Annotated in this window: 17 protein-coding genes; 13 read left to right on the forward strand and 4 right to left on the reverse strand. The window is 54.5% G+C overall.

What is annotated here, in order from left to right; genetic code table 11:
- Positions 1-9 precede the first annotated feature (9 nt).
- The gene (locus tag VK738_10515; GenBank protein ID HTD23078.1) at positions 10-3,090 is read left to right on the forward strand and encodes a hypothetical protein; all 3,081 of its coding nucleotides are present in this window, start codon (positions 10-12) and stop codon (positions 3,088-3,090) included.
- A 58-nt stretch (positions 3,091-3,148) separates the two neighbouring features.
- On the opposite strand, the gene fucP is transcribed toward VK738_10515, so the two are convergent.
- Complete coding sequence (fucP, locus tag VK738_10520; protein ID HTD23079.1) at positions 3,149-4,435, reverse strand: L-fucose:H+ symporter permease; 1,287 nt, start codon at positions 4,433-4,435, stop codon at positions 3,149-3,151.
- A gap of 859 nt (positions 4,436-5,294) precedes the next feature.
- Here fucP and sbnA point away from each other — a divergent pair.
- The 12 genes from sbnA to VK738_10580 all read left to right on the forward strand — a co-directional run bounded on the left by sbnA (position 5,295) and on the right by VK738_10580 (position 16,927).
- Positions 5,295-6,326 (forward strand): 2,3-diaminopropionate biosynthesis protein SbnA, encoded by a 1,032-nt coding sequence (gene sbnA / locus VK738_10525; GenBank protein ID HTD23080.1) that lies wholly within the window; start codon positions 5,295-5,297, stop codon positions 6,324-6,326.
- A 21-nt stretch (positions 6,327-6,347) separates the two neighbouring features.
- A complete protein-coding gene (sbnB, locus tag VK738_10530; protein HTD23081.1) occupies positions 6,348-7,358 on the forward strand; it encodes a 2,3-diaminopropionate biosynthesis protein SbnB in 1,011 nt (336 codons plus the stop codon).
- 186 nt (positions 7,359-7,544) lie between these two features.
- Complete coding sequence (locus VK738_10535) at positions 7,545-8,861, forward strand: SidA/IucD/PvdA family monooxygenase (protein HTD23082.1); 1,317 nt, start codon at positions 7,545-7,547, stop codon at positions 8,859-8,861.
- Positions 8,858-9,199, forward strand: coding sequence for a cupin domain-containing protein (locus VK738_10540; protein ID HTD23083.1), 342 nt, complete (start codon positions 8,858-8,860; stop codon positions 9,197-9,199). The genes VK738_10535 and VK738_10540 overlap by 4 nt, the downstream gene beginning before the upstream one ends.
- On the forward strand, positions 9,187-10,275 hold the full coding sequence (locus VK738_10545) for an FAD-dependent oxidoreductase (GenBank protein ID HTD23084.1): 1,089 nt from the start codon (positions 9,187-9,189) through the stop codon (positions 10,273-10,275). Before VK738_10540 ends, VK738_10545 begins: the two co-directional genes overlap by 13 nt.
- Entirely contained in the window at positions 10,272-11,963 is a 1,692-nt protein-coding gene (locus VK738_10550; GenBank protein HTD23085.1) for a class I tRNA ligase family protein, read from the forward strand. The genes VK738_10545 and VK738_10550 overlap by 4 nt, the downstream gene beginning before the upstream one ends.
- A 68-nt stretch (positions 11,964-12,031) precedes the next feature.
- Positions 12,032-12,766: a methyltransferase domain-containing protein gene (locus tag VK738_10555; GenBank protein ID HTD23086.1), complete on the forward strand. Its 735-nt coding sequence runs from the start codon at positions 12,032-12,034 to the stop codon at positions 12,764-12,766.
- Positions 12,763-14,085 (forward strand): peptide ligase PGM1-related protein, encoded by a 1,323-nt coding sequence (locus VK738_10560; GenBank protein ID HTD23087.1) that lies wholly within the window; start codon positions 12,763-12,765, stop codon positions 14,083-14,085. Before VK738_10555 ends, VK738_10560 begins: the two co-directional genes overlap by 4 nt.
- 4 nt (positions 14,086-14,089) lie before the next feature.
- Positions 14,090-14,713 (forward strand): SET domain-containing protein, encoded by a 624-nt coding sequence (locus VK738_10565; protein ID HTD23088.1) that lies wholly within the window; start codon positions 14,090-14,092, stop codon positions 14,711-14,713.
- Positions 14,704-16,005, forward strand: a complete 1,302-nt coding sequence (locus tag VK738_10570) for a KamA family radical SAM protein (protein ID HTD23089.1) — start codon at positions 14,704-14,706, stop codon at positions 16,003-16,005. Before VK738_10565 ends, VK738_10570 begins: the two co-directional genes overlap by 10 nt.
- Positions 16,006-16,066: 61 nt before the next feature.
- Complete coding sequence (locus tag VK738_10575; GenBank protein ID HTD23090.1) at positions 16,067-16,441, forward strand: SET domain-containing protein-lysine N-methyltransferase; 375 nt, start codon at positions 16,067-16,069, stop codon at positions 16,439-16,441.
- A 90-nt stretch (positions 16,442-16,531) separates the two neighbouring features.
- Positions 16,532-16,927: an SET domain-containing protein gene (locus tag VK738_10580; protein HTD23091.1), complete on the forward strand. Its 396-nt coding sequence runs from the start codon at positions 16,532-16,534 to the stop codon at positions 16,925-16,927.
- Between the two features lie 54 nt (positions 16,928-16,981).
- Here VK738_10580 and VK738_10585 read toward each other — a convergent pair whose 3' ends face one another.
- The 3 genes from VK738_10585 to VK738_10595 all read right to left on the reverse strand — a co-directional run.
- Positions 16,982-17,815 carry a cupin-like domain-containing protein gene (locus VK738_10585; GenBank protein HTD23092.1) on the reverse strand — a complete coding sequence of 278 codons (834 nt, stop codon included), beginning with the start codon at positions 17,813-17,815 and terminating at the stop codon, positions 16,982-16,984.
- Between the two features lie 57 nt (positions 17,816-17,872).
- Positions 17,873-19,033, reverse strand: a complete 1,161-nt coding sequence (speY, locus tag VK738_10590; protein ID HTD23093.1) for a deoxyhypusine synthase — start codon at positions 19,031-19,033, stop codon at positions 17,873-17,875.
- 36 nt (positions 19,034-19,069) lie between these two features.
- Positions 19,070-19,502 (reverse strand): histidine decarboxylase, pyruvoyl type (locus tag VK738_10595; protein HTD23094.1); only part of this gene is annotated, 433 nt, incomplete at its 5' end.

A 19,502-nucleotide genomic window follows, 5' to 3' on the forward strand; every position in this document is an offset into this window, starting at 1 on the left:
GGGATACGAATGAGCAAAACGCTAATCTCTACAGTCTGCATAACCATATTATTTGCGGGGACTGCGGCGCTTGTAGCCGAACCGCCATCATCTGTCGTTGTGTTTAGCGAGGCGGGATTTCCTGCTGCAGATTCGGCTAGTCCCTCTCCGGAGCAGTTGGAGAAAATACTGCCCGCAGCCCGCCTGGTCTCCGGGGAACAACTTGGAACACTGCTTGATACCACTACGACCCGGTTGCTCGTGCTTCCTTACGGCTCCGCATTCCCTGAGAAAGCTTGGCCTGAGATTTACCGATTTCTCCATCGCGGTGGAAACCTTCTGGTGCTGGGTGGGAGGCCTTTTACGCGATCGGCCTATCGTGATGCCGCCGGCTGGAAGCTTCGAGACTACAGCGTAAGATTCACACGCCCACTCATGATTGATCAGTATCAGGTGACACCGGGCTCGGAAGAGTTGGAATTCCAGACTAATCCCGATGTAACCCTGCAACTGCCGCGTTTTGCCTGGAAGCGAGCATTCAGCCCAGTCATTCGCCTCAGCATGGTTGATCTCTACAAGCGGGGAGGGTCGGCCGGCGCGATTGATGCTCGTCTGGACGCACTTGCGTGGGGCGTCAAGGATCATCGCAAGTTGGCCGCTCCCGCTCTCCAGATTGATCACCTGAGAAACGGATTTGACGGCGGGCGATGGATCTTTTTGAATGCCGAGTTGACGCCGGAATTCTACAGCAGCGCGCAAGCGCCAGACCTGATTCGGGCCCTGGCGGAAGTGGCCATGCAAGGCAGCCAGGAATTCACCGTGCGGCCGGTGCTGCCACTCTATTTGCACGGCGAACCGGTAGAGTTAGAAGTTTTGTGGCACTCAGCCGAGCCGCCTCTGGGGCCGCTGACCGTCAAGATCGCCACATTCCCCGAGCAACAACCGTCGAGCCGCTCCCTGGCAACAATCACTCTCCCTTCTTCGCAGCCGCTCGTTCTGCCCGCGCCGAATGACAAGGGGCTTTGGATCATAGAGGCGCAATTGCTCGATGGCGACAAGGTTCGAGCTATCTATCATTCCGGCTTCTGGATAAGGGACGAAGCCTATCTGCGTTCTGGTCCGCGCCTGACGGTAAATCGGGATTTCTTTGAACTCGACGGCCATCCCCTGGCCGTTGTCGGAACCACCTACATGTCCAGCGAAGTTCAGCGCCTGTATTTTGAGCATCCCAATGTTTACGTATGGGACCGCGACCTTGCCCAAATCCACGAGGCCGGTCTGAACATGATCCGCACCGGTTGGTGGACAGGCTGGGACAAGTTCTGCGACGAAAACGGCGAGCCCTATGAGCGAACCCTGCGCACGGTTGAAGCCTACCTGATGACTGCCCGCAAAAATGGATTACCCGTGCAATTTAATTTTTTTGCGTTCCTGCCCGAGGTTCTAGGGGGTGTCAATCCATATCTGGATCCGGAAGCGGTGCGTAAGCAACAGACGCTCATTGCGTCCGTGGTTGGGCGTTTCCACGATGTCCCCTCGCTTGCCTGGGACTTCATCAACGAGCCCAGCATTTCTCAATATGTGTGGAAGATGCGCCCCAACGGCGATCCCATTGAACTCCGGAAATGGAACGATTGGCTAAGCAAGCGTTATCCCGATCGAGCTGCGTTAGCCGCGGCGTGGAATCTGCCTGCCAGCGAGGTCACCGGAGCCGTGTCCCTCCCCGAAGAAATCGAATTCACGCCACGTGGCATGTACGTGGGCCACAACTCGCTCAAGGTTTACGACTTCTTTCTCTTCGCACAAGACACGTTCTCGGATTGGGTCCAGAGCATGCGCAGCACGGTTCGCAGCACCGGGTCCCGACAATTGATTACCGTCGGCCAGGATGAAGGCGGTATTCAAGACCGGCTTTCGCCGGCTTTTTGGGGAGAGTTCGTTGACTTCACCACCAACCACTCCTGGTGGCAAAACGATTTCGTGTTGTGGGATTCGCTCCTGGCGAAGCAGCCGGGCCAACCGCTGCTGATCCAGGAGACCGGCCTGCAGCGAGAGCTGAACCTCGATGAAACTGCGCGCCGCACGCCAGAGAGTGAGGCAGCGCTCCTGGAACGCAAGGTTGCCATTTCCTTCATTCAGGGATCTGGAGCGGTCGAGTGGCTCTGGAACACAAACTCCTACATGACCGAAGGCAACGAGACACCGATCGGCGCGATTCGTACCGACGCCACTGAAAAACCGGAAGCCACCGTCATGCGCAACTTTGCCGGGTTTGCAAAGTCTCTTCATGAGCATCTGCGGAACCCTCAACAATATTCCATCGCGATCATTACCTCGCAAGCCTCCCAGTTTTCCGTGGAGGCGGATCTGCAGTTAGAGGCGCAACGGAAGGTGGTTCGAGCACTGGCTTATTACAGCCGGTTGGCTCCCTATGCTATTGCCGAAAATCAGATTGAAAAACTTGGATCGCCCAAACTGGCTATTCTGCCTTCACCGCAAGCCTTGACCGAGACCGCCTGGCGTTCGCTGTTGAAGTATGTGACCGAAGGCGGGAATTTGCTGGTTACCGGACCGGTTGATCGCGACGAGCACTGGCATTCCACAATGCGAGCTGCGGAACTGAAGCTGGACGCGCAAACCGAACCGCTCACCTGGCATAGTGCAGCGCTCCGCTTGAATGATCGCACGCTTCCCCTTTCCTTCGATCAGCAAAAACAGAATCTGCTGGATGCACTGCGATTTAATGATGGGTCGACGTTCAAGGAGGTCCCCTATGGGAAAGGGCGCATCTTCTGGGCCGCGTATCCAGTGGAACTGTCGGAGGGATCGCAGGCTGCCGCAGACCTTTACACCTACGTCTCCGCGCGCCTTGGCATAAGACCGATGTTTGAGCTGCAGTCAGCACTCCCATCCGGTGTGTTGGTTTATCCCGTGGCGCTCGAAGATTCCATCCTCTACGTGATGACCTCCGAGAATGCGGACGATACGAAACTCGATCTTCGCGACAACCTCACCGGCGTGCGGCTGACATTCCAACTCCCGGCTCAGCACGCAGCACTTGCTTTAATCGGAAAGCACGAAAAAGCTATTCTCGCCAAATATGGCTTCTAGTATGGATATGGCCGGGCATGGCAAGTCGGGAGGACTAGTCACGATGGCTGCATTCGGGTCACGCCGGCAATTCCGGTTTTGAACCTCGGAACGCATAAAACATTATGTAGAGATAACAAATTGCCGGCAGGATAAAAGCATGCTGGATGCCCACATGATCTGCCAACGCACCTTGGACCACCGGAATGATTGCCCCTCCAACAATGGCGGTCACCAGCAACCCTGAGCCATCACCGGTCAGCGGTCCAAGTCTCTCGATTCCCAGTGTGAAGATATTGGGAAACATCACTGAATTGAATAATCCAACCAGAATGATGCTCCCCATAGCCAGGTGTCCGGAGGTGAGCATAGAAATGCTTACCAGCACGCAGGCCGCAATTGCTGCGATACCCAGCACCACTCCGGTACGGACTCTTTGCAGGATTGCTGAGCCGATGAACCTCCCGACCATTGCGCCGAACCAATAGAAAGAAACGAAGCGGGAGGCGACGACGGTTGAAACATTGCCGATTTCAGGCCGGCTGAAATAGTTGACCAGAAAGCTGCCGATAGAGACTTCAGCGCCGACGTAAAGAAAAATCGCAACTGCTCCCAGTACCAGATGGCGGTGCTTCCATATGCTCGTGCCCGGGGCCATCTGCCCGCGACGTTCCGCCTCTGGCATCGCCGGGAGCTTGAACATTGCAATGCCGATTGCAAGCGCAACCAGTACAAGTCCGATGATCAAATAAGGCGCCTTGACCGAGGAGGCTTCATGGATGCGGTAAGCCTGCAGCGCCTCGGGGGACATGTGCCGCACCGCGTCCATATTCTTGGGAGCGCTACTCAAAATCAACAGGCCACCCAGGTACGGCGCAATCGTCGTCCCCACGGAATTGAACGCTTGCGCCAGGTTCAGACGGCTTGAAGCAGTCTCCGGAGGCCCCAGCACGGCAACGTAAGGATTGGCAGCCACCTGCAGAGCGGTAATTCCGGCCGCCAGAACCATCAATGCTCCGAGAAAAAGGGGATAGGAGGGCACGCTGGCTGCCGGTATGAATAACAGCGCTCCGAGGCCCATGGTAAAGAGGCCAACAACCATCGTTTTCTTGTAGCCAATCCAGTCGATCACCTTGGCCGAGGGGATTGAAAAAATGAAGTACGCTGAAAAAAATGCGAATTGGATCAGCATCACCCCGGCATAATTCAAGTCGAAGATCGACTTCAGGTGAGGAACAAGGATGTCATTCAATACCGTGACGAAACCCCACATAAAGAACAGAGTAGTCACCGTGGCCAGCGCACCCTTGTATATGGATGGCGCTGCGGTCCCCGCTGAGGGACATTGAACGCTCGCGATTGCCATTGATCCGCTAACCCTTCTCCCGAATACTTGTTGCAGTCCGTAAGTTTTTTGGCATTTTCGCTTCTCATCTTAACACCACAGCCTAATTTTGGGTAAGCGATTATCTATCGATAAAAAGCGCTTACTTTTAGTTTGCCAGCCCCCTTCAAAACCATAGTGGCCTTCACTTCCACACTCACAATTGAGATCACGTATGAAGTTCCCTTGCTAGAGAGAGACGAACAATGCACGAGACGCAGTCGTCCATTCGGTTTTATTCGCGAATGAATTTTTTCTTCTTCACTTGGGTGGAATTATTGCACAGGAGAGGGCCTCTGCTTTCCGCATTGCTACATCAGATCGCTGGGGAATTTGCGCGCATAAAGACGGATGAAGTCGTATCTCCCGACGGCACCGGTTTGCGAGTTACTACAGTGGATCCGATTAAGATGGTCGTCTAGTGTGGAACTGTCCTCGACGTTGGCAATAGCATCAGTTTGCGATTGCCGTTGGTCTTTGGCTGGTGCCGCGGGGTTTGGTATCGCCGTTTTAGTTTTCACCTTAAGTTTCCTTCCTCTTGAAGCAAGTAACTCCGGAACTGCTTTCCGGCAAACCTTGAAAACGACATGATGCATTGTTTTCCTTCTTTACCTCGCATATTTCTCTCGGCGGGCACAACGCTCCAGAAGACCTTCTTCGTGATGAAACCTAGCCATGAAGTCGAAGGCGAGAGACAAATTCTCCTGTCATCCAAAAGGACGTGACTGGGATTTGGCGTTATTGGTCTTACTGCGAATGTGAATAGGTCGCAAATCTCACCGGAAGGAGCGGCAGCAATCCTTTTGCATCGCGAGCGCCTTTGACTCGCCGATACTTTGAAATGAACGCTGTATCTACGACGGTATCGGAACAGACGCGGACCTCAGTTGGAGTGCGTCCAGCTACCGGGGTCTTATCGGCCATCGGGCAGACGCCATTGGTTCGGCTGGACCGGGTCTATGAAGACCTTCCTATCCAGATTTACGCCAAGCTTGAGATGCTCAACCCGGGGGGAAGCATCAAAGACCGTCCTGCGTGGAAGATCATTGAGAATGCAATCGAAATGGGAAAGATCGGTCTCGATACGGTTGTGGTTGAGTCGAGCTCCGGCAACATGGCAATTGGTCTGGCGCAGGCCTGCTGCTATCACGGGCTGCGGCTCATCTGCGTGGTCGATCCCAAGACTACAAAGCAGAATATTCAGTTGTTGCAAGCCTATGGGGCGAAGATTGAGATGGTCGATCAGCCTGACCCAGTCTCCGGCGAGTATCTGCCCGCCCGCCTGCAGCGCGTACAGGAAATACTGCGTGTCTTTCCCGGTAGTTTCTGGCCCAACCAATACTCCAACACTATGAATTCACTCTCCCACCATCAGACGGCCCGGGAGATCGTCGAAGTGCTTGAGGACAAGGTCGATTGGCTGTTTGTATCCACGAGTACCTGCGGCACTTTAAGAGGGTGTTCGGAATATCTCCGCGCTCATGGCCTGAAAACCAAGGTTGTTGCCGTTGATGCGCAAGGCAGCGTGATCTTTGGCGGGCCATCGGGACATCGGCTGATTCCAGGACACGGTGCTTCCATTCGCCCGGCCCTTCTTCAGGATGGTCTGTACGACCAATGCGTACTGGTCTCTGATCTGGATTGCATTGTTTCGTGCCGGCGGTTGGCGCAGCGTGAAGCCATTCTAGCCGGAGGTTCTTCCGGCGCCGTGATCGCCGCCGTCTCCCGGCTCGCGCACCAGATGCCCGTTGACAGCAACATTGTGTTGCTTATGCCCGATCGCGGCGAACGCTACCTAGATACCATTTACTCCGATGAGTGGGTCTTGCAACATTTTGGCAATGTCGTTCATCTTTGGCAGACTCAACCCTAAAGGGCGGAGAAGAGGAGGCTTGTGTCGGACAGTATCCTGGTCTTAAGCGGCAAACAGATTTGTGAGCTTCTTCACGGCCGTGAAAATGAGCTGATCTCTGTTGTCCGGTCTGCGTATGAGCTGCATTATCGCGGAGACAGTTCACTTCCGCATTCTTCTTTCTTGCGCCTTAATGGAAATGGCGGGAATCGGATCATCGCGCTGTCTGCGTATCTAGGAGGCGAGAAGCCCGTCGCCGGCCTCAAATGGATCGCTTCCTTTCCTGACAATCTGAAACGCGGACTCGAGCGGGCTTCCGCCGTCATCATCTTGAATTCGACTGAGACCGGTTTGCCGATCGCGATTCTGGAAGGCGCTGTCATCAGCGCAAAGCGAACGGCCGCGAGCGCGGCCCTGGCGGCCCGCTCGCTGGTAGATCCCGGACGGGCAGTAAGGCTTGGCTTCCTGGGCTGTGGACGCATCAACTATGAGATTGCCCGTTTTCTCGGTGTCGTCTTTCCCGGAGTTCAGCGCATCCTGGCCTCCGATCTTGACTCCAACAGGACCATGCAATTTGCGCACAGGATTAAAGAATTCTTTCCTTTTGCGCTCATTGAATGCGCTCGCGAGCGCGAGGATGTCATGGAACAATCATCGCTGATCAGCATTGCGACCACGGCGGCAAGACCCTATATTGAAGACCTGTCCATATGCGCGCCCGGACCAGTGATACTGGGTATCTCATTGCGCGATTTAAGTCCCTCCCTGGTACTCAAAGCAGACAATGTCGTAGATGATCGCAACCATGTTTGCCGGGAACAAACATCTTTACATTTGGCGGAGATGGCCTCAGGTAACCGGGATTTCATCCGTTGTTCGCTTGCAGAAATAACTCTGGGGGAGCAGCCGGCGCGAACGCCTGCTCCTTTCACGCTATTCAGCCCGTTTGGTCTCGGCATACTTGACATTGCGGTCAGCGCGCGCGCACTCGAACTTGCGGCCGCGGGCCACATTGGGCAGCAGCTCGAGCAATTCTGTCAATGCAACTACTGACCGATGCGGAATCACTGTCATCCATTTTTGTCCGGACTTGCGGCCCGCATCTTTTTCGAATCCCGGATGAAGGTTTTCTTTGCTCGATTGCGTTGTTGCAGAAGACTTTGAACGCAATAGCAATTTGGATCAAGGTTGCAACGTGTTCTGTCAAACGTTATGGACGATTCTGACAAGTCTGGCAAAATGAATGATGGGTTCTTGCCGGAACCTGATGTATACGATCTGGCAGGCATCGGCATTGGACCCTCGAATCTGAGCATCGCTGCCCTCATCCATCCGCTAAAAGAAGTTACCTCCTGCTTCTGCGATCAAAAGAAACAGTTTCACTGGCATCCAGGTCTGATGTTTCCCGATTCAACGATTCAAGTCTCATTCCTTAAGGACATGGTAACTCTGGCTGATCCTACCAGCCCTTTTTCCTTCGTGTCGTTTCTATTTGCTACTAAACGAATCTATCGTTTCATCACGGCAAATTTCTCTCGCGTCAGCCGCCTGGAGTTCAACCAGTACATGCGCTGGATCTGCGACTCACTGCCAAACTTGAACTTTGGGTGCGGCATCGAAGCCGTTGACCACGACAACGAACGCTTTCAGCTCTACGGAAACAACGGGATCATACAGGCCAGAAACCTGGTGCTGGGCACTGGGTTGTCGCCGGTCATTCCTCAATGTGCCCGCCGGCACCTCGGCGACACGGTCTTCCCGGCGCAAGAAGCTCTTGGCCTGGATGCATCCGGGTTGCGGGTCGCAGTTGTGGGTGGCGGGCAAACCGGGGCTGAAATGGTTTTGCACCTGCTTTCCAATACCGCCAGGCTGCCTCGCGAAATCATCTGGATTTCGCGGCGGGCAAATTTCATGCCCTTGGATGAATCTCCCTTTGCCAACGAGCTTTTTACTCCGAGCTACAGCAATCATTTTTTCAAGCTTCAGCCGCATGAGAAAGCGCGCTTACTTGCCGAACAGAAACTGTCGAGCGACGGGATTTCACTTGACGTGCTCGAGGCAATCTACCGTCGTCTTTACGTCCTTGAATTCGGCCAGGAAAAGGGGCGTGTGTGTTCGCTGCACCCTGGCCGCCAGTTCGAAGAGCTGGATCGATGCGACGGCGAGTGGGTGCTCACGCTACACAACTCTGTGCAAAACCGTCCGGAACATCTTTCCGCTGACGTGATTATCTTGTGCACCGGCTTTGAATATCGAATGCCAGAGTTTCTGCAACCTCTGAAGGAGCGAATCCATTGGACGAAAGATGGCTATTGCCTGCACGAGGACTTTTCGATTGAGTGGGATGGGCCTCGCGACCAGAAAATTTATGTCCAAAATGGGGCACGCAATCAGCGTGGCATTGCAGATCCCAATCTCAGTCTGATGGCATGGCGGAGCGCCATCATCATCAACAGCCTGATGAAGCAGAAAGTGTACGAGGTTGAACAGGTGAGTTCGTTGTTCGAACTGGAAGTGCCGGAAATGAAACGACAGGCTGCAGGAGGCTTGGTGTGAAAATCGCAACCGATGTGCGCGTTCCCTATGACGAACCGGAGATCGAGGACTCCGGGATGCGACTTGAACTACTGCAGGTGGATTCGCGTTTTCCTTTTGAGTCTTCCCGTTTTGTAGTGGAACCCGGCGGCTGTTCGCCACCCGACGTCCACAGCGTTGCTGAAATGTGGATCATCATTCAGGGCACGGGGGAGCTCCTGTATGACCAGGAATCCATACCTCTCAATGCCGGAGACGCAGTATATTTCCAGCCTCTGCACACGCACCAGATAAAAAACCATTCTTCTGAACCGTTAAGAGTCATTTCTTTTTGGTGGCAGGATAAATGTTTGACCTAGCAATCATCGGTGCCGGGATCGTTGGCGCCGCGGCCGCTTATTTGGCCAAGCGCGAACGGCCGGAGTGGCATGTCCTGCTGCTCGACCGCTCACTTGTGGGCGGGGGGGCGACCGCACACTCCGCCGGACTCGATTTCCCGTACGGCCGCACTCCTGGCCAGAAGCATTTATCAGTTCAAAGTGCCCGTCTTTACGAGCAACTCCGGCGAGATATCCCCAGCTTGCCAATTCGGCGGCTTCCGTTTCTGGGCATTGTCAGCAAGAAAAATGCTCAGCAGGTCGCAGAAAGATTCATCGAACCAGTCCGCTTTGCCAGCGACCAAGAACGGGCGGATATCGCGCGCTCCGAACCGGGAGTGCGAGTCGCTCGTGACCAGGAACTATTGGTCGGTTGCTTCGGTGCTATCGGTTACGCTCAGGCAACGGCCTCCTTGCTTGTTTCTCAATTCCGTCACCTGCCGCAGGCGCAGTGCTGGGAAGGTGTCGCTATCTCTGATATTTGTTCAGTTGGCGATGGCCATGAATTAAAGGCCCTCGATGGCCGCAGCATCCATGCACGGCGCGTGTTGATAGCAACCGGCCCGTGGTTACTGAATGGGCCAGGCAGTGCTTTATCGAAAGCAATGAATGTGCGGACAAAGAAAGTGGCTGCTTTGCATGTTCTGCAAGCTCCATTGTTGAATAGTCCTATCATTTATTTCTTTGATGAGGATGCATTTCTACTGCCCTCCTGCGAACGTGGGGAATGGATTTTCAGCTTTACTTCGAGCGAATGGAACTGTTTGCCCCATCTCTCAGACCTGTATATCCGGCCCGATGAAAGGAGGGCGGCACTTGCAATACTTGAGCGCTATTGCCCGCCACTGGTTCCCTATTGCAATGCAGGGCGCGTTTTCTGTGATGCCTACAGCAGCGATTGGGCACCACTGATCACTTCCCATCCCGGAGCCGAAAATTTTGTTATTGCAGGCGCATGTTCCGGAGCCGGGTTTCGCCTGGTGCCTGCCATTGCTGCGACGGCCCTTCAGTTGTTTCCAGATTTTGGTGCTTGTTCCGTTGAGGCACGGATTGCATGATCAACAATAAAAAAACCACAGCCAAGCGCTTCCTTGTAATTGCCACTCCACCCACTCCGAACGGAGACTTGCATGTGGGGCACTTGTCCGGGCCTTATCTGGGCGCGGACATCTATTGCCGCTACCTGGCGATGTGCGGCACCGAACACTACTATATCTCCGGTGTCGACGATCATCAGAGCTATGTCAGCTTGAAGGCCGAGCAACTGGGCTGGTCACCTGCCCAGGTCGCAGATTACTTTGGCGATGCCATGGAGACGACCCTTGAGGCGGCAGAGATTCAACTGGACATCTATGCTCGCCCGAGAAAATCCATGTATCATATTCCGGTTGTCCAACAATTTTTCAAACGTTTGTATAGCGAAGGCAAGCTTGTAGTAAAAGAAACCCTGTCGCTCTTTTGCCGCGTCTGCAATCGCCATCTCTTCGAGGCTTATGTATCAGGAAAATGTCCGCATTGCGAACACCCCAGCGGTGGAAACGCCTGCGAGGATTGCGGACGCCCCAACGACTGCGCAGACTTGATCGATCCAGTCTGCAAGAGTTGTGGCTCCGTTCCGTATAAGGTCCCTCTCAAGCGGCTATATTTCCCGCTATCCGAGTATGAACAGCAACTGCGGCAATATCACAAATCACTGAAGATGGCCCCTCATGTCCGCGCGCTGTGCGAGCAAATGCTGGCGGAGAGGCTTCCTGACATCGCCGTAACCCACGTTACGGATTGGGGTATACCCGTGCCTGCCACGGGCTTTGAAAATCAGCGACTCTATGTTTGGTTTGAGATGGCTCCTGGCTACCTGGCAGCAACGTGCGAGCTGAATGCCAAATTGCAGACCCCGCCTGACTGGACCAGTTACTGGAAATCAAAGGACGCTGCGATTGTGCAGTTCTTTGGTTTTGACAACAGCTATTTCTTCGCTGTCCTGTTTCCGGCGTTGTTTCTTGCCGGCGATCCAAAGATCCAGCTACCTCAGACTTTTGTTACCAATGAATTCTACCGGCTGAATGGGCTGAAGTTTTCTACCAGCAGGAACCATGCTATTTGGGGACAGGAGCTTCTGCGACAAGCTTCCTCTGACGCGGTACGTTTTTACCTGGCGCATACCGGACCGGAGCGTGAGCAGTGCAATTTTACCCTGCAAGACTTTTACCAGACCGTTCAGTGCGAGTTGATCGAAGGATGGGAAGCCTGGCTGCAGGGGCTTGGCCAGAAAGTCTCCCGCGGCTGCAACGCGCGCGTTCCCTTGGCTTGGCAATTGGAAGAAGACCACGAAAACTTTGCCGGCGCATTGCGCAGTTTGATCTCTCAGGCGGAAGCCGCTTACCAGCCGGAAACGTTTTCCCCACAACAAGCAACCCGCACTTGCTGTGAACTGGTGCGTCTCGCCCGCAGATTCGGAAAGTCAGAAGACCATTGGTCTTTCGTCCGTGGCCGGCATGTCCGGTGGAAGACGAGTGTGGCTTTGGAACTGCTGGCAGCCAAGGTTCTTATGATGCTCGCGGCTCCGCTGGTCCCATCTTTTGCTGTTAAAGGATGGCGAGCGCTGGGCTATGAAACTCCGCTGTCCGGGGCAAGGTGGAACGAGATCCTGGAACCGTTGCCTGTCGGTCAGGCCCTCTCCGGATTGGCTACGCTTAGCTTTGACTTGCTGGGAAAGAACGTGCAGATGAGCCAGGCTGCAGTTTAAAAAACGAAATATGCGAGTTGCGGCCCGAAAAATTCGGCTGCCGCAGGAACATGACAAGGACCAAAAGAATGAATACGTGCAACGCTCGCGATCAATGGGACAACGATGCAACCGATGTCTTCGTAACTTACGGCGAAGCATTCGTCCCCTATCGGCAAGAGCAGTACAAGACAATCTGTGGGCTTCTGCCGGAGTCGCATCCGTATCGCGTGGTTGAGCTCTGCTGCGGTGAAGGCAAGCTGTGTCGCGTATTACTCGAAGGACTTCCGCAAGCCACCCTGCAGGCATGTGACGGTTCAGAGGTCATGCTGCAAAAGGCCAGAGCCAACCTGGCGGAGTTCGGCAATCGCTTTCAGGCCGATTTGTTTGATGTTCACAATCACAATTGGAGAAAGTTTTCGCCTCCGGTCAATGCGTTTGTTTCTTCACTCGCCTTACATCACCTTACCCTGGAGGAAAAACCCGGCTTCTACCGTGATCTGTATGACTCGCTGGCCCCCGGAGGGATTTTTGTAAACGCGGACCTGGTTTGGCCGCTTAGCGCAGAGGGCCGGAGCGTTGCCGCCGATGCCTGGGACCGCTGGGTTAAGCATTTCAGCGAAGAAAGCAACGATGGCGGGGCTGCCTACCGTGCATTTGTTACTACGCGCTGGAACCTGTTCCGGCATCCGGAAGAAAACGAGGGTGATCATCCGCTTCCGATCACGCAAGAATGTGACCTTCTGGCCAAGGCTGGATTTTCACAGGTGGATAGCTACTGGATGTATGCAGGCCATGCCATTTTTGGAGGACGGAAGCTATGAAGCCTTCGCCAGTAAAGCTGCTCGATAGAATCACCGCGCGCCCCAGGGTTGTCTTCGTAAACCTCGTCAACGAACTGATGATTGCAAAGGCCCCGGCCGACTACGCACGCCGCATGGCCATTGTGACGCCGCGAGAGCTTTGCACTTGCTTCCCCGGCGATGTTCTAGTCATTCCCTGTCCCATTTCCGACGTCTTCAAGAACTACTGCCTTGAGCTTATCGGCCTTGATGCCGGGAGCGTCACCATCATCGCCACGCCTGAGCCATATCTTTCACCTCTGGCAACGTATTTCACAGGTCAGGAACAGTTCGCCAGGTTGAAAGCGGCACTATGCGGCGATGGCTTTGCTTTGGATTGCTTTGCGCCGGACCTTCCAACCATTGACTTGGCCAACGCTCTTGGAATACCGCTGCTGGGTTATGACAGCCAGGTGCCTGCGTCGGCGATGGCGATCTACTATCTACTCAACACCAAGGCAGGATTCAAGCAGATCGCCAAAGAACTGGGGCTTCCCGTGCTCGACGGAAGATACTGCGCTTCTCCTGAGAGCGTGTATGAGTTGGCCCGGTCAGGGTCGCTTCGACACAAACAATACAAAATCAAACCGAACCGGGGTTCCAACGGTTTTGGTCACCTGACCCTTGACGTTGCAGCTCACGAAAACAACGGCCTGGCTGAACATGTCAAACAATTATTCAACGGATTGGCCGATCAGCCCTCCGGTTTTGTTCTTGAACCGTTCGTGCCGTTTGTCGATTCACCAAGTGTGGAAATTCACATTTCCCGTTCCGGCCCCATGCTTACGTATACATGTTCCATGCGGGTGCCGGGCGGTTCCTTCTCCGGCATGTTGACGCCTCCCGGACAGGAGCACGCAAAAATGCGTGAACAGCTTGATGCTTATGGCTTGAAGTTCGGCGAATACCTGCACCGCAACGATGTATTTGGTTTCTGTGATGTTGACGCGGGCGTAACGGAAAACGGAGAGATGTTTCTCACCGAAACGAACCTGCGCAAAACCGGCGGCACCTATCTGGATCTTCTCATGCGACGCCTCGTGGCTGACGATTATGAGAGGACGCACTCGTGGCTGGCCGATTCTCATCCACTGCAAAACCAGATGTCATTTGCGGGCGTCTTGGACAGGCTGGTTTCCGAAGGGCTGGCCTATGATGCAAGTCGAAAAAGAGGAGTCGTACTCACGGCTGACACGCTTCAGTGGGACCGCCGAGTTCGGTACCTCTGTATCGGCCACTCAGCTTCTGACGCACTCGACCAGGAAACGTTATTGCGTCAGCACTTTCAGTTTGCGGACTAACAGTATGTTGCTATCTCACATCATCGCCAAACCAAGTCACGCGCATGGCCTCGGATTGTTCGCGACCGAACCTATTCCGACCGGCACTGTTATATGGCATCCATGCTGCAGGTGTCCTGTGTTTTCCCGCAGAGAATTATCTTTGCTAAGCGTGACACAAATTCAGCAACTTGATGAGTATGGCTATTATCTCGAGGATGGCTCGGTGATCCTGCCGTGCACCCTGGCTTTTCTGTTGAACCACTCGTGCGACGCCAATGTGCTCGACTACGGGCTTGATTTTGGCATCGCGATCAGGGACATCGCTGCGGGGGAAGAGATATTGTGTGACTACCGGACATTTTTGAGCGATCCGGGATGGAAAGTCGACTGCCGTTGCGGGTCGCCGCATTGTTCCAGGACAATCAGTCCCGCTTTGCCGCTGCCCGACGGCTTAGTGGATCTCTGGACCGTAAAGACGCTGTACGCACTCCAGTTCCTGCATCGTGTCCATCAACCGCTGCACTCAAGTTTGCAGGCTTCCAGTCTGGCATACGTCGATTCGCAAAAATCCAGATTTATACCGAACCCTCGGCAGTACAACATCCGCCGGCATCCCGCTGGTATTGAGGCGACAACATGCTTTTAGAACCACGTCCATGGCAAGAGATAAGCCGGTGGCGGCACGTTACTGATCGCGAGTGGTCCGACTGGCGCTGGCAGCTCAAAAACCGCATTGCCGACCCCGCGTCTTTGCGGGCATTGTTCCCGCTTACGGAGGATGAGGATGCCGCGTCCGAAAACCTGGCGCATATGTTCCGCATGGGAGTTACGCCGCACTATGCCACGTTGATTGATCCGGACGACCCTTCCTGTCCCATGCGTTTGCAGACGATGCCGAGGATGGCGGAGCTCTCTGTGGCACCCTATGAAATGTCCGACCCGTTGCATGAAGACGTGGATTCGCCGGTGCCGGGTCTGACGCATCGTTATCCGGACCGGGGATTGCTGGTGGCGACTCATGAATGTGCTCTTTATTGCCGCTATTGCACTCGCCGCCGTATCGTGGGAGACCATGGAGGCAATGATCCGGCATTCCTTCGCGCTGCTATCGACTATATTCGCGTCCACCCAGAGATCAGGGACGTCCTGATCTCTGGCGGCGATCCGTTGGGCCTGCCCGACAACAAGATTGAAGACATTATCAGCAGAGTCCGCAGCATTCCCCATGTTGAGATCATTCGTATCGGGACCAGGATGCCGGTGGTAGCACCTCAGCGTGTCACGCCGGAACTCGTGAGCATGCTGCGTAAGTATCATCCCATCTGGGTCAACACCCACTTCAACCATCCCTTTGAACTGCAACCGGCTGCTACGAAAGAAGCCATGGAGCGCCTGATCGATGCCGGGATTCCAACCGGCAACCAGACCGTTCTCCTGCGCGGCGTCAATGATTGTCCCATCGTGATGAGGAAGCTGCTGCACGAACTGGTGAAGGTCCGTTGTCGTCCATACTATCTCTACAATTGCGATCTCTCGGAAGGACTGAGTCACTTTCGCACACCCGTCAGCACTGGTTTGGCAATTATGGAATCACTGTACGGACACACCTCGGGCTACGCAATACCCACGTTTGTTGTTGACGCAACCGGGGGAGCAGGCAAGATTCCGTTGGCCCCGAACTATATGGTTGCTTCCGGCAACGGCCGCATAACGCTGCGGAACTATCGCGGCGATTTCAGCACCCAGGTAGATGAACCCCCAGCTCAACCCGAGGGTAACGGAGGAGAGTGCCCGCTCTGCCGCACCTTTCACGAAGAAGTCAAACACGGCCCGGCCGCAGAAATATGGAGCAGAACCAGGAGCAGGTCGGCGAGCATACCGGACGACGACCCAGTTCTGGTCACAATTGCGCGCGCTGAAAAGGCAGTGGAGCGATGAATACAACGTTAAGAACCGTGCTGAGAAATAGAGAACCACGAGGTCTGCCCGAGACGACTTTATGATGCTCGTGCCCATCTATGTTGCCCCAAGTTCCATTCATGGGGTCGGTGTGTTCGCGGCAGAGCCGATCGCGAAAGGAACCACGGTCTGGATACCACTTTACGACCGCAAATTTACTGACGCCGAGGTCGCGGAGATGCCGCGATTGATGCGTGAGTTTATCGATGTATACGGCTACAAGGACGATCGCTATCCCGGCATTGTTTTTTGTGGCGTGGATAATGGCCGTTTCATGAACCATTCCGATACACCCAATACGGACCAGCTTGAAGAGGGTAATGTAGCGGTGCGTGCTATTGCAGCAGGAGAAGAATTGACTTGCGACTACGCACTGATGGGAGAAGAGCCTCCTGGGCCGAGACCAAAAAGCTGATTTTCGTCTTCCGTCTGTTTGGCGGCAAAAACCTCTGCCCAGCAGTTTCAATAAAGATACACAAGTCTGCCTGTTCATTCTGGAGGCGTCATGATGGTTGTTCGAACATATCTTGCCCTAAGCCCGATTCATGGCGTAGGTCTGTTCGCCGCGGAACCGATCGCGGTCGGCGCACCAATATGCGTTTTTGATGAGCGATACGACCTTATTTTCATCGACAAAGAGGTTGAGACAATGCCGGCTCCAATGCAATTGTTCGTGCGGTGTTTTGGCTTTAAAGATCCGTTGGATCCCGGCTTTACCTTCTGTGATTTTGATAATGGCCGATTCATGAACCACTCCGACACGCCGAACGTGAACCAGGTTGACGGCGTTAATTATGCAGCGCGTGATATTCCTGCCGGGGAAGAGTTAACGTGCGACTACCGCCTGCTCGGGGTCTGGGAACTTACACAGCCGGAGGAGATGAACAAAAGTCGAAATTGACGGAAAGCGCTCTGCCCTCCTGTACGACAAGCTCAATCCAAAAACCTTTCATTCTTAGGAGTGTTTTCTCTCATTCGATTTGGTTCCATGACAAACACAGTAACTGCGCCGGTAGAGTCCCAGGTCGTGAAGGTAGCCGAACAGGTAGTTGCGAGCCGCCCATGGCATCAAATCGCGATGCGTGTACCCGAAGGACGAGAGGCTGACCGATGGTTCCAGCGAGACTACATAGTGGGGCCAGCCCAGTGGGAGATAAAGCATCTGACCTGCTTCCAGCAAAATTTCCGTACCGCTAATGTCTTTAAACAACGGAAAACGTTCATAGTCAGGATGAAGCGCGTCAACTTGACTCAGGGCCGTCCCCCAATCGAATTTGCGGCTTTCATACATGCGGGCCCACTGCTCCGGTTCATAGAGCATGACCCGCTTACTCCCGCGCACCTGCGCCAGCAAGCTGTGACTGCGGTCCCAATGAAGTCCAGAGAAAGTGCCTTTAGGGCCGATCCACGCGACAAGCACGTGATAACGCGTAGGCCAGAGATGAAAACACACATCAGAGCGCAGATCGGGAAAGGTCTCCAGGAGAGGAAATAGGGTTAAATAGTGCGAACCTCCAACCTGGGGACCATCGGGAGAATCTGCAGCGATGGCCGCTACGTACTTCGAGAATTTCCATTTCTCCAGTACAGTCGCTTGAGTAAGACAGTCGCCGACCTCTACGTCCACGTCGACATCCGGCTTGAGTGACTGGAAAAAACTAAAATCCCATTTGGCCATGGCAGGCCATTCGTCCATCACGCCCGACATCTTGACCGGCCGGCGCCGGGAGAGGTACTCCTGTACGAACAGATTTTTGGTCAAACCGTGTACATGATCAATGCCAGACATAGTCATTTTCCTAACGCTCATAACAAAACAAATTCATAGCGTGCGTGCCGCAGGCTTTCACCCTTGGCTCCTGGTCGCATGTTTCGTGCAGGAAGCATAGTCGCGGGCCGCATTCTTGGCGGTTTCATTGGTCGCCAGCAACTGCAACTCCAGGCGCAGACGATCCATCATTTCCGCCCGTCGTTCAAACAGGCGCTTCGGCTTGCGCGGTGGATGGTTGTCCAGCGCGTACGCCGTCATGATGGGCAGAGCCACAGTGGAATCCAGATAACAGGTCACGGCGTCCGGCAGCTTATCGGGATCCACCTTGCCCCAGGTCACGGCTTCATTCGGCGACGCACCAGAAAGGCCTCCGGTATCAGGCCGGGAGTCTGTGATCTGCAAGAAGTAATCATGCCCCAGTTCTTCCACGCCCATAATTTCGCGGATTTGTGGCTCGGTTTGCAGGATGAAATTCTTCGGACTGCCGCCACCCAGTATGCAGACGGCTGATTTGCCGCCGCGGCGCTTGGCGTCCAGCACAATGGCTGCAGTTTCGTTGACATCGGCGTTGACATCGAACAAGAGGAGGCCTCCCTCCATGGCTTTGGCAGCTACGTTCATGCCGATTGTCGAATCCCCGGGCGACGAAGTGTAGATTGGTACTCCCGCCTCATAAGCCGCAGCCAGAAAAGACTTGCGCCCAATACCCAGTTCTTTTTCCCTGGCAGCCACATACTTGCCACATAGATAGTGGAACTCGGCAGTGCTCATGGTGCGCTGGAACTCCTCGGCGCCGATGATCTCCCAGAAGAAATCATCTGTATCCAACAGCACTTTGAAATCAAAAAAAATGTCATAGATGCGCACCACCTGCTCCTGCAGCAATGCCAAATCGGAGATCTGGTGAGTACCCTCATAGAAGTCCAGGCCGATGCCGAAGTGCGTATCGTGATACAGGTTCGCGCCGGTCGAGACGATCCAGTCAACAAAGCCGGCTTCAATCAGTGGGATCAGGGCGCTCATGCCAAGCCCTGCCGGCGTGAGTGCTCCGGAAATGGAGAGACCAACCGTCACATCTTCTTCCAGCATCTTCTTGGTGAAGAGATGACAGCTCTCACGGAGCCGCGCTGCGTTGTACGCCTGGAATGTACCATCCACGAGGCTTGTTAGGCTCATTCCCGGACCGATGCGGGGCGGATCGATTCGCCTTCCGTTGAGGTATTTGCTGTGTGCCATGTGTCAGATCTCCTTTGCTCGTGTGCTGGCATACCACTAGCAGCCCACGCTCCCTGAGTCGGGAGGTTGTGGCGCCTGGGGGAGTGGAGTCAGTTCGAGACGCGCCTCCCAGTCTTCGTATGTCATCTGCAGTAAGTCAGCAGCCGCGCCATCGGCTGGAACAACATCGTGGGCCAGCAGGAGATAAGGGATACATGTCAGTGAGAGTCCCCACTCGTGCGGGCCTGCATAGATGTATTTTGCTCCGGCGTAGATTGCCGTAAGCGGCGTCTGCCGGTCTTCTCCCCAGAGCACCATGGTGCGGGCAATGCGCCGCACTTTTTCTTGCAACAAGGCTTCTGCTCCCTGCGCGTCTGGAGTAATGATGCTGCGACCCTGGCCATCCAGCGTTTGCTGAGCGGCTATTACGCCCACGTCTTCCATGAAAAGATTGGCATTGCGCTCACGGTTAGCTACAACTCCTAGCGCG

It is taken from the genome of Terriglobales bacterium (assembly GCA_035487355.1).
Taxonomy (GTDB): Bacteria; Acidobacteriota; Terriglobia; order Terriglobales; family Acidobacteriaceae; genus QIAW01.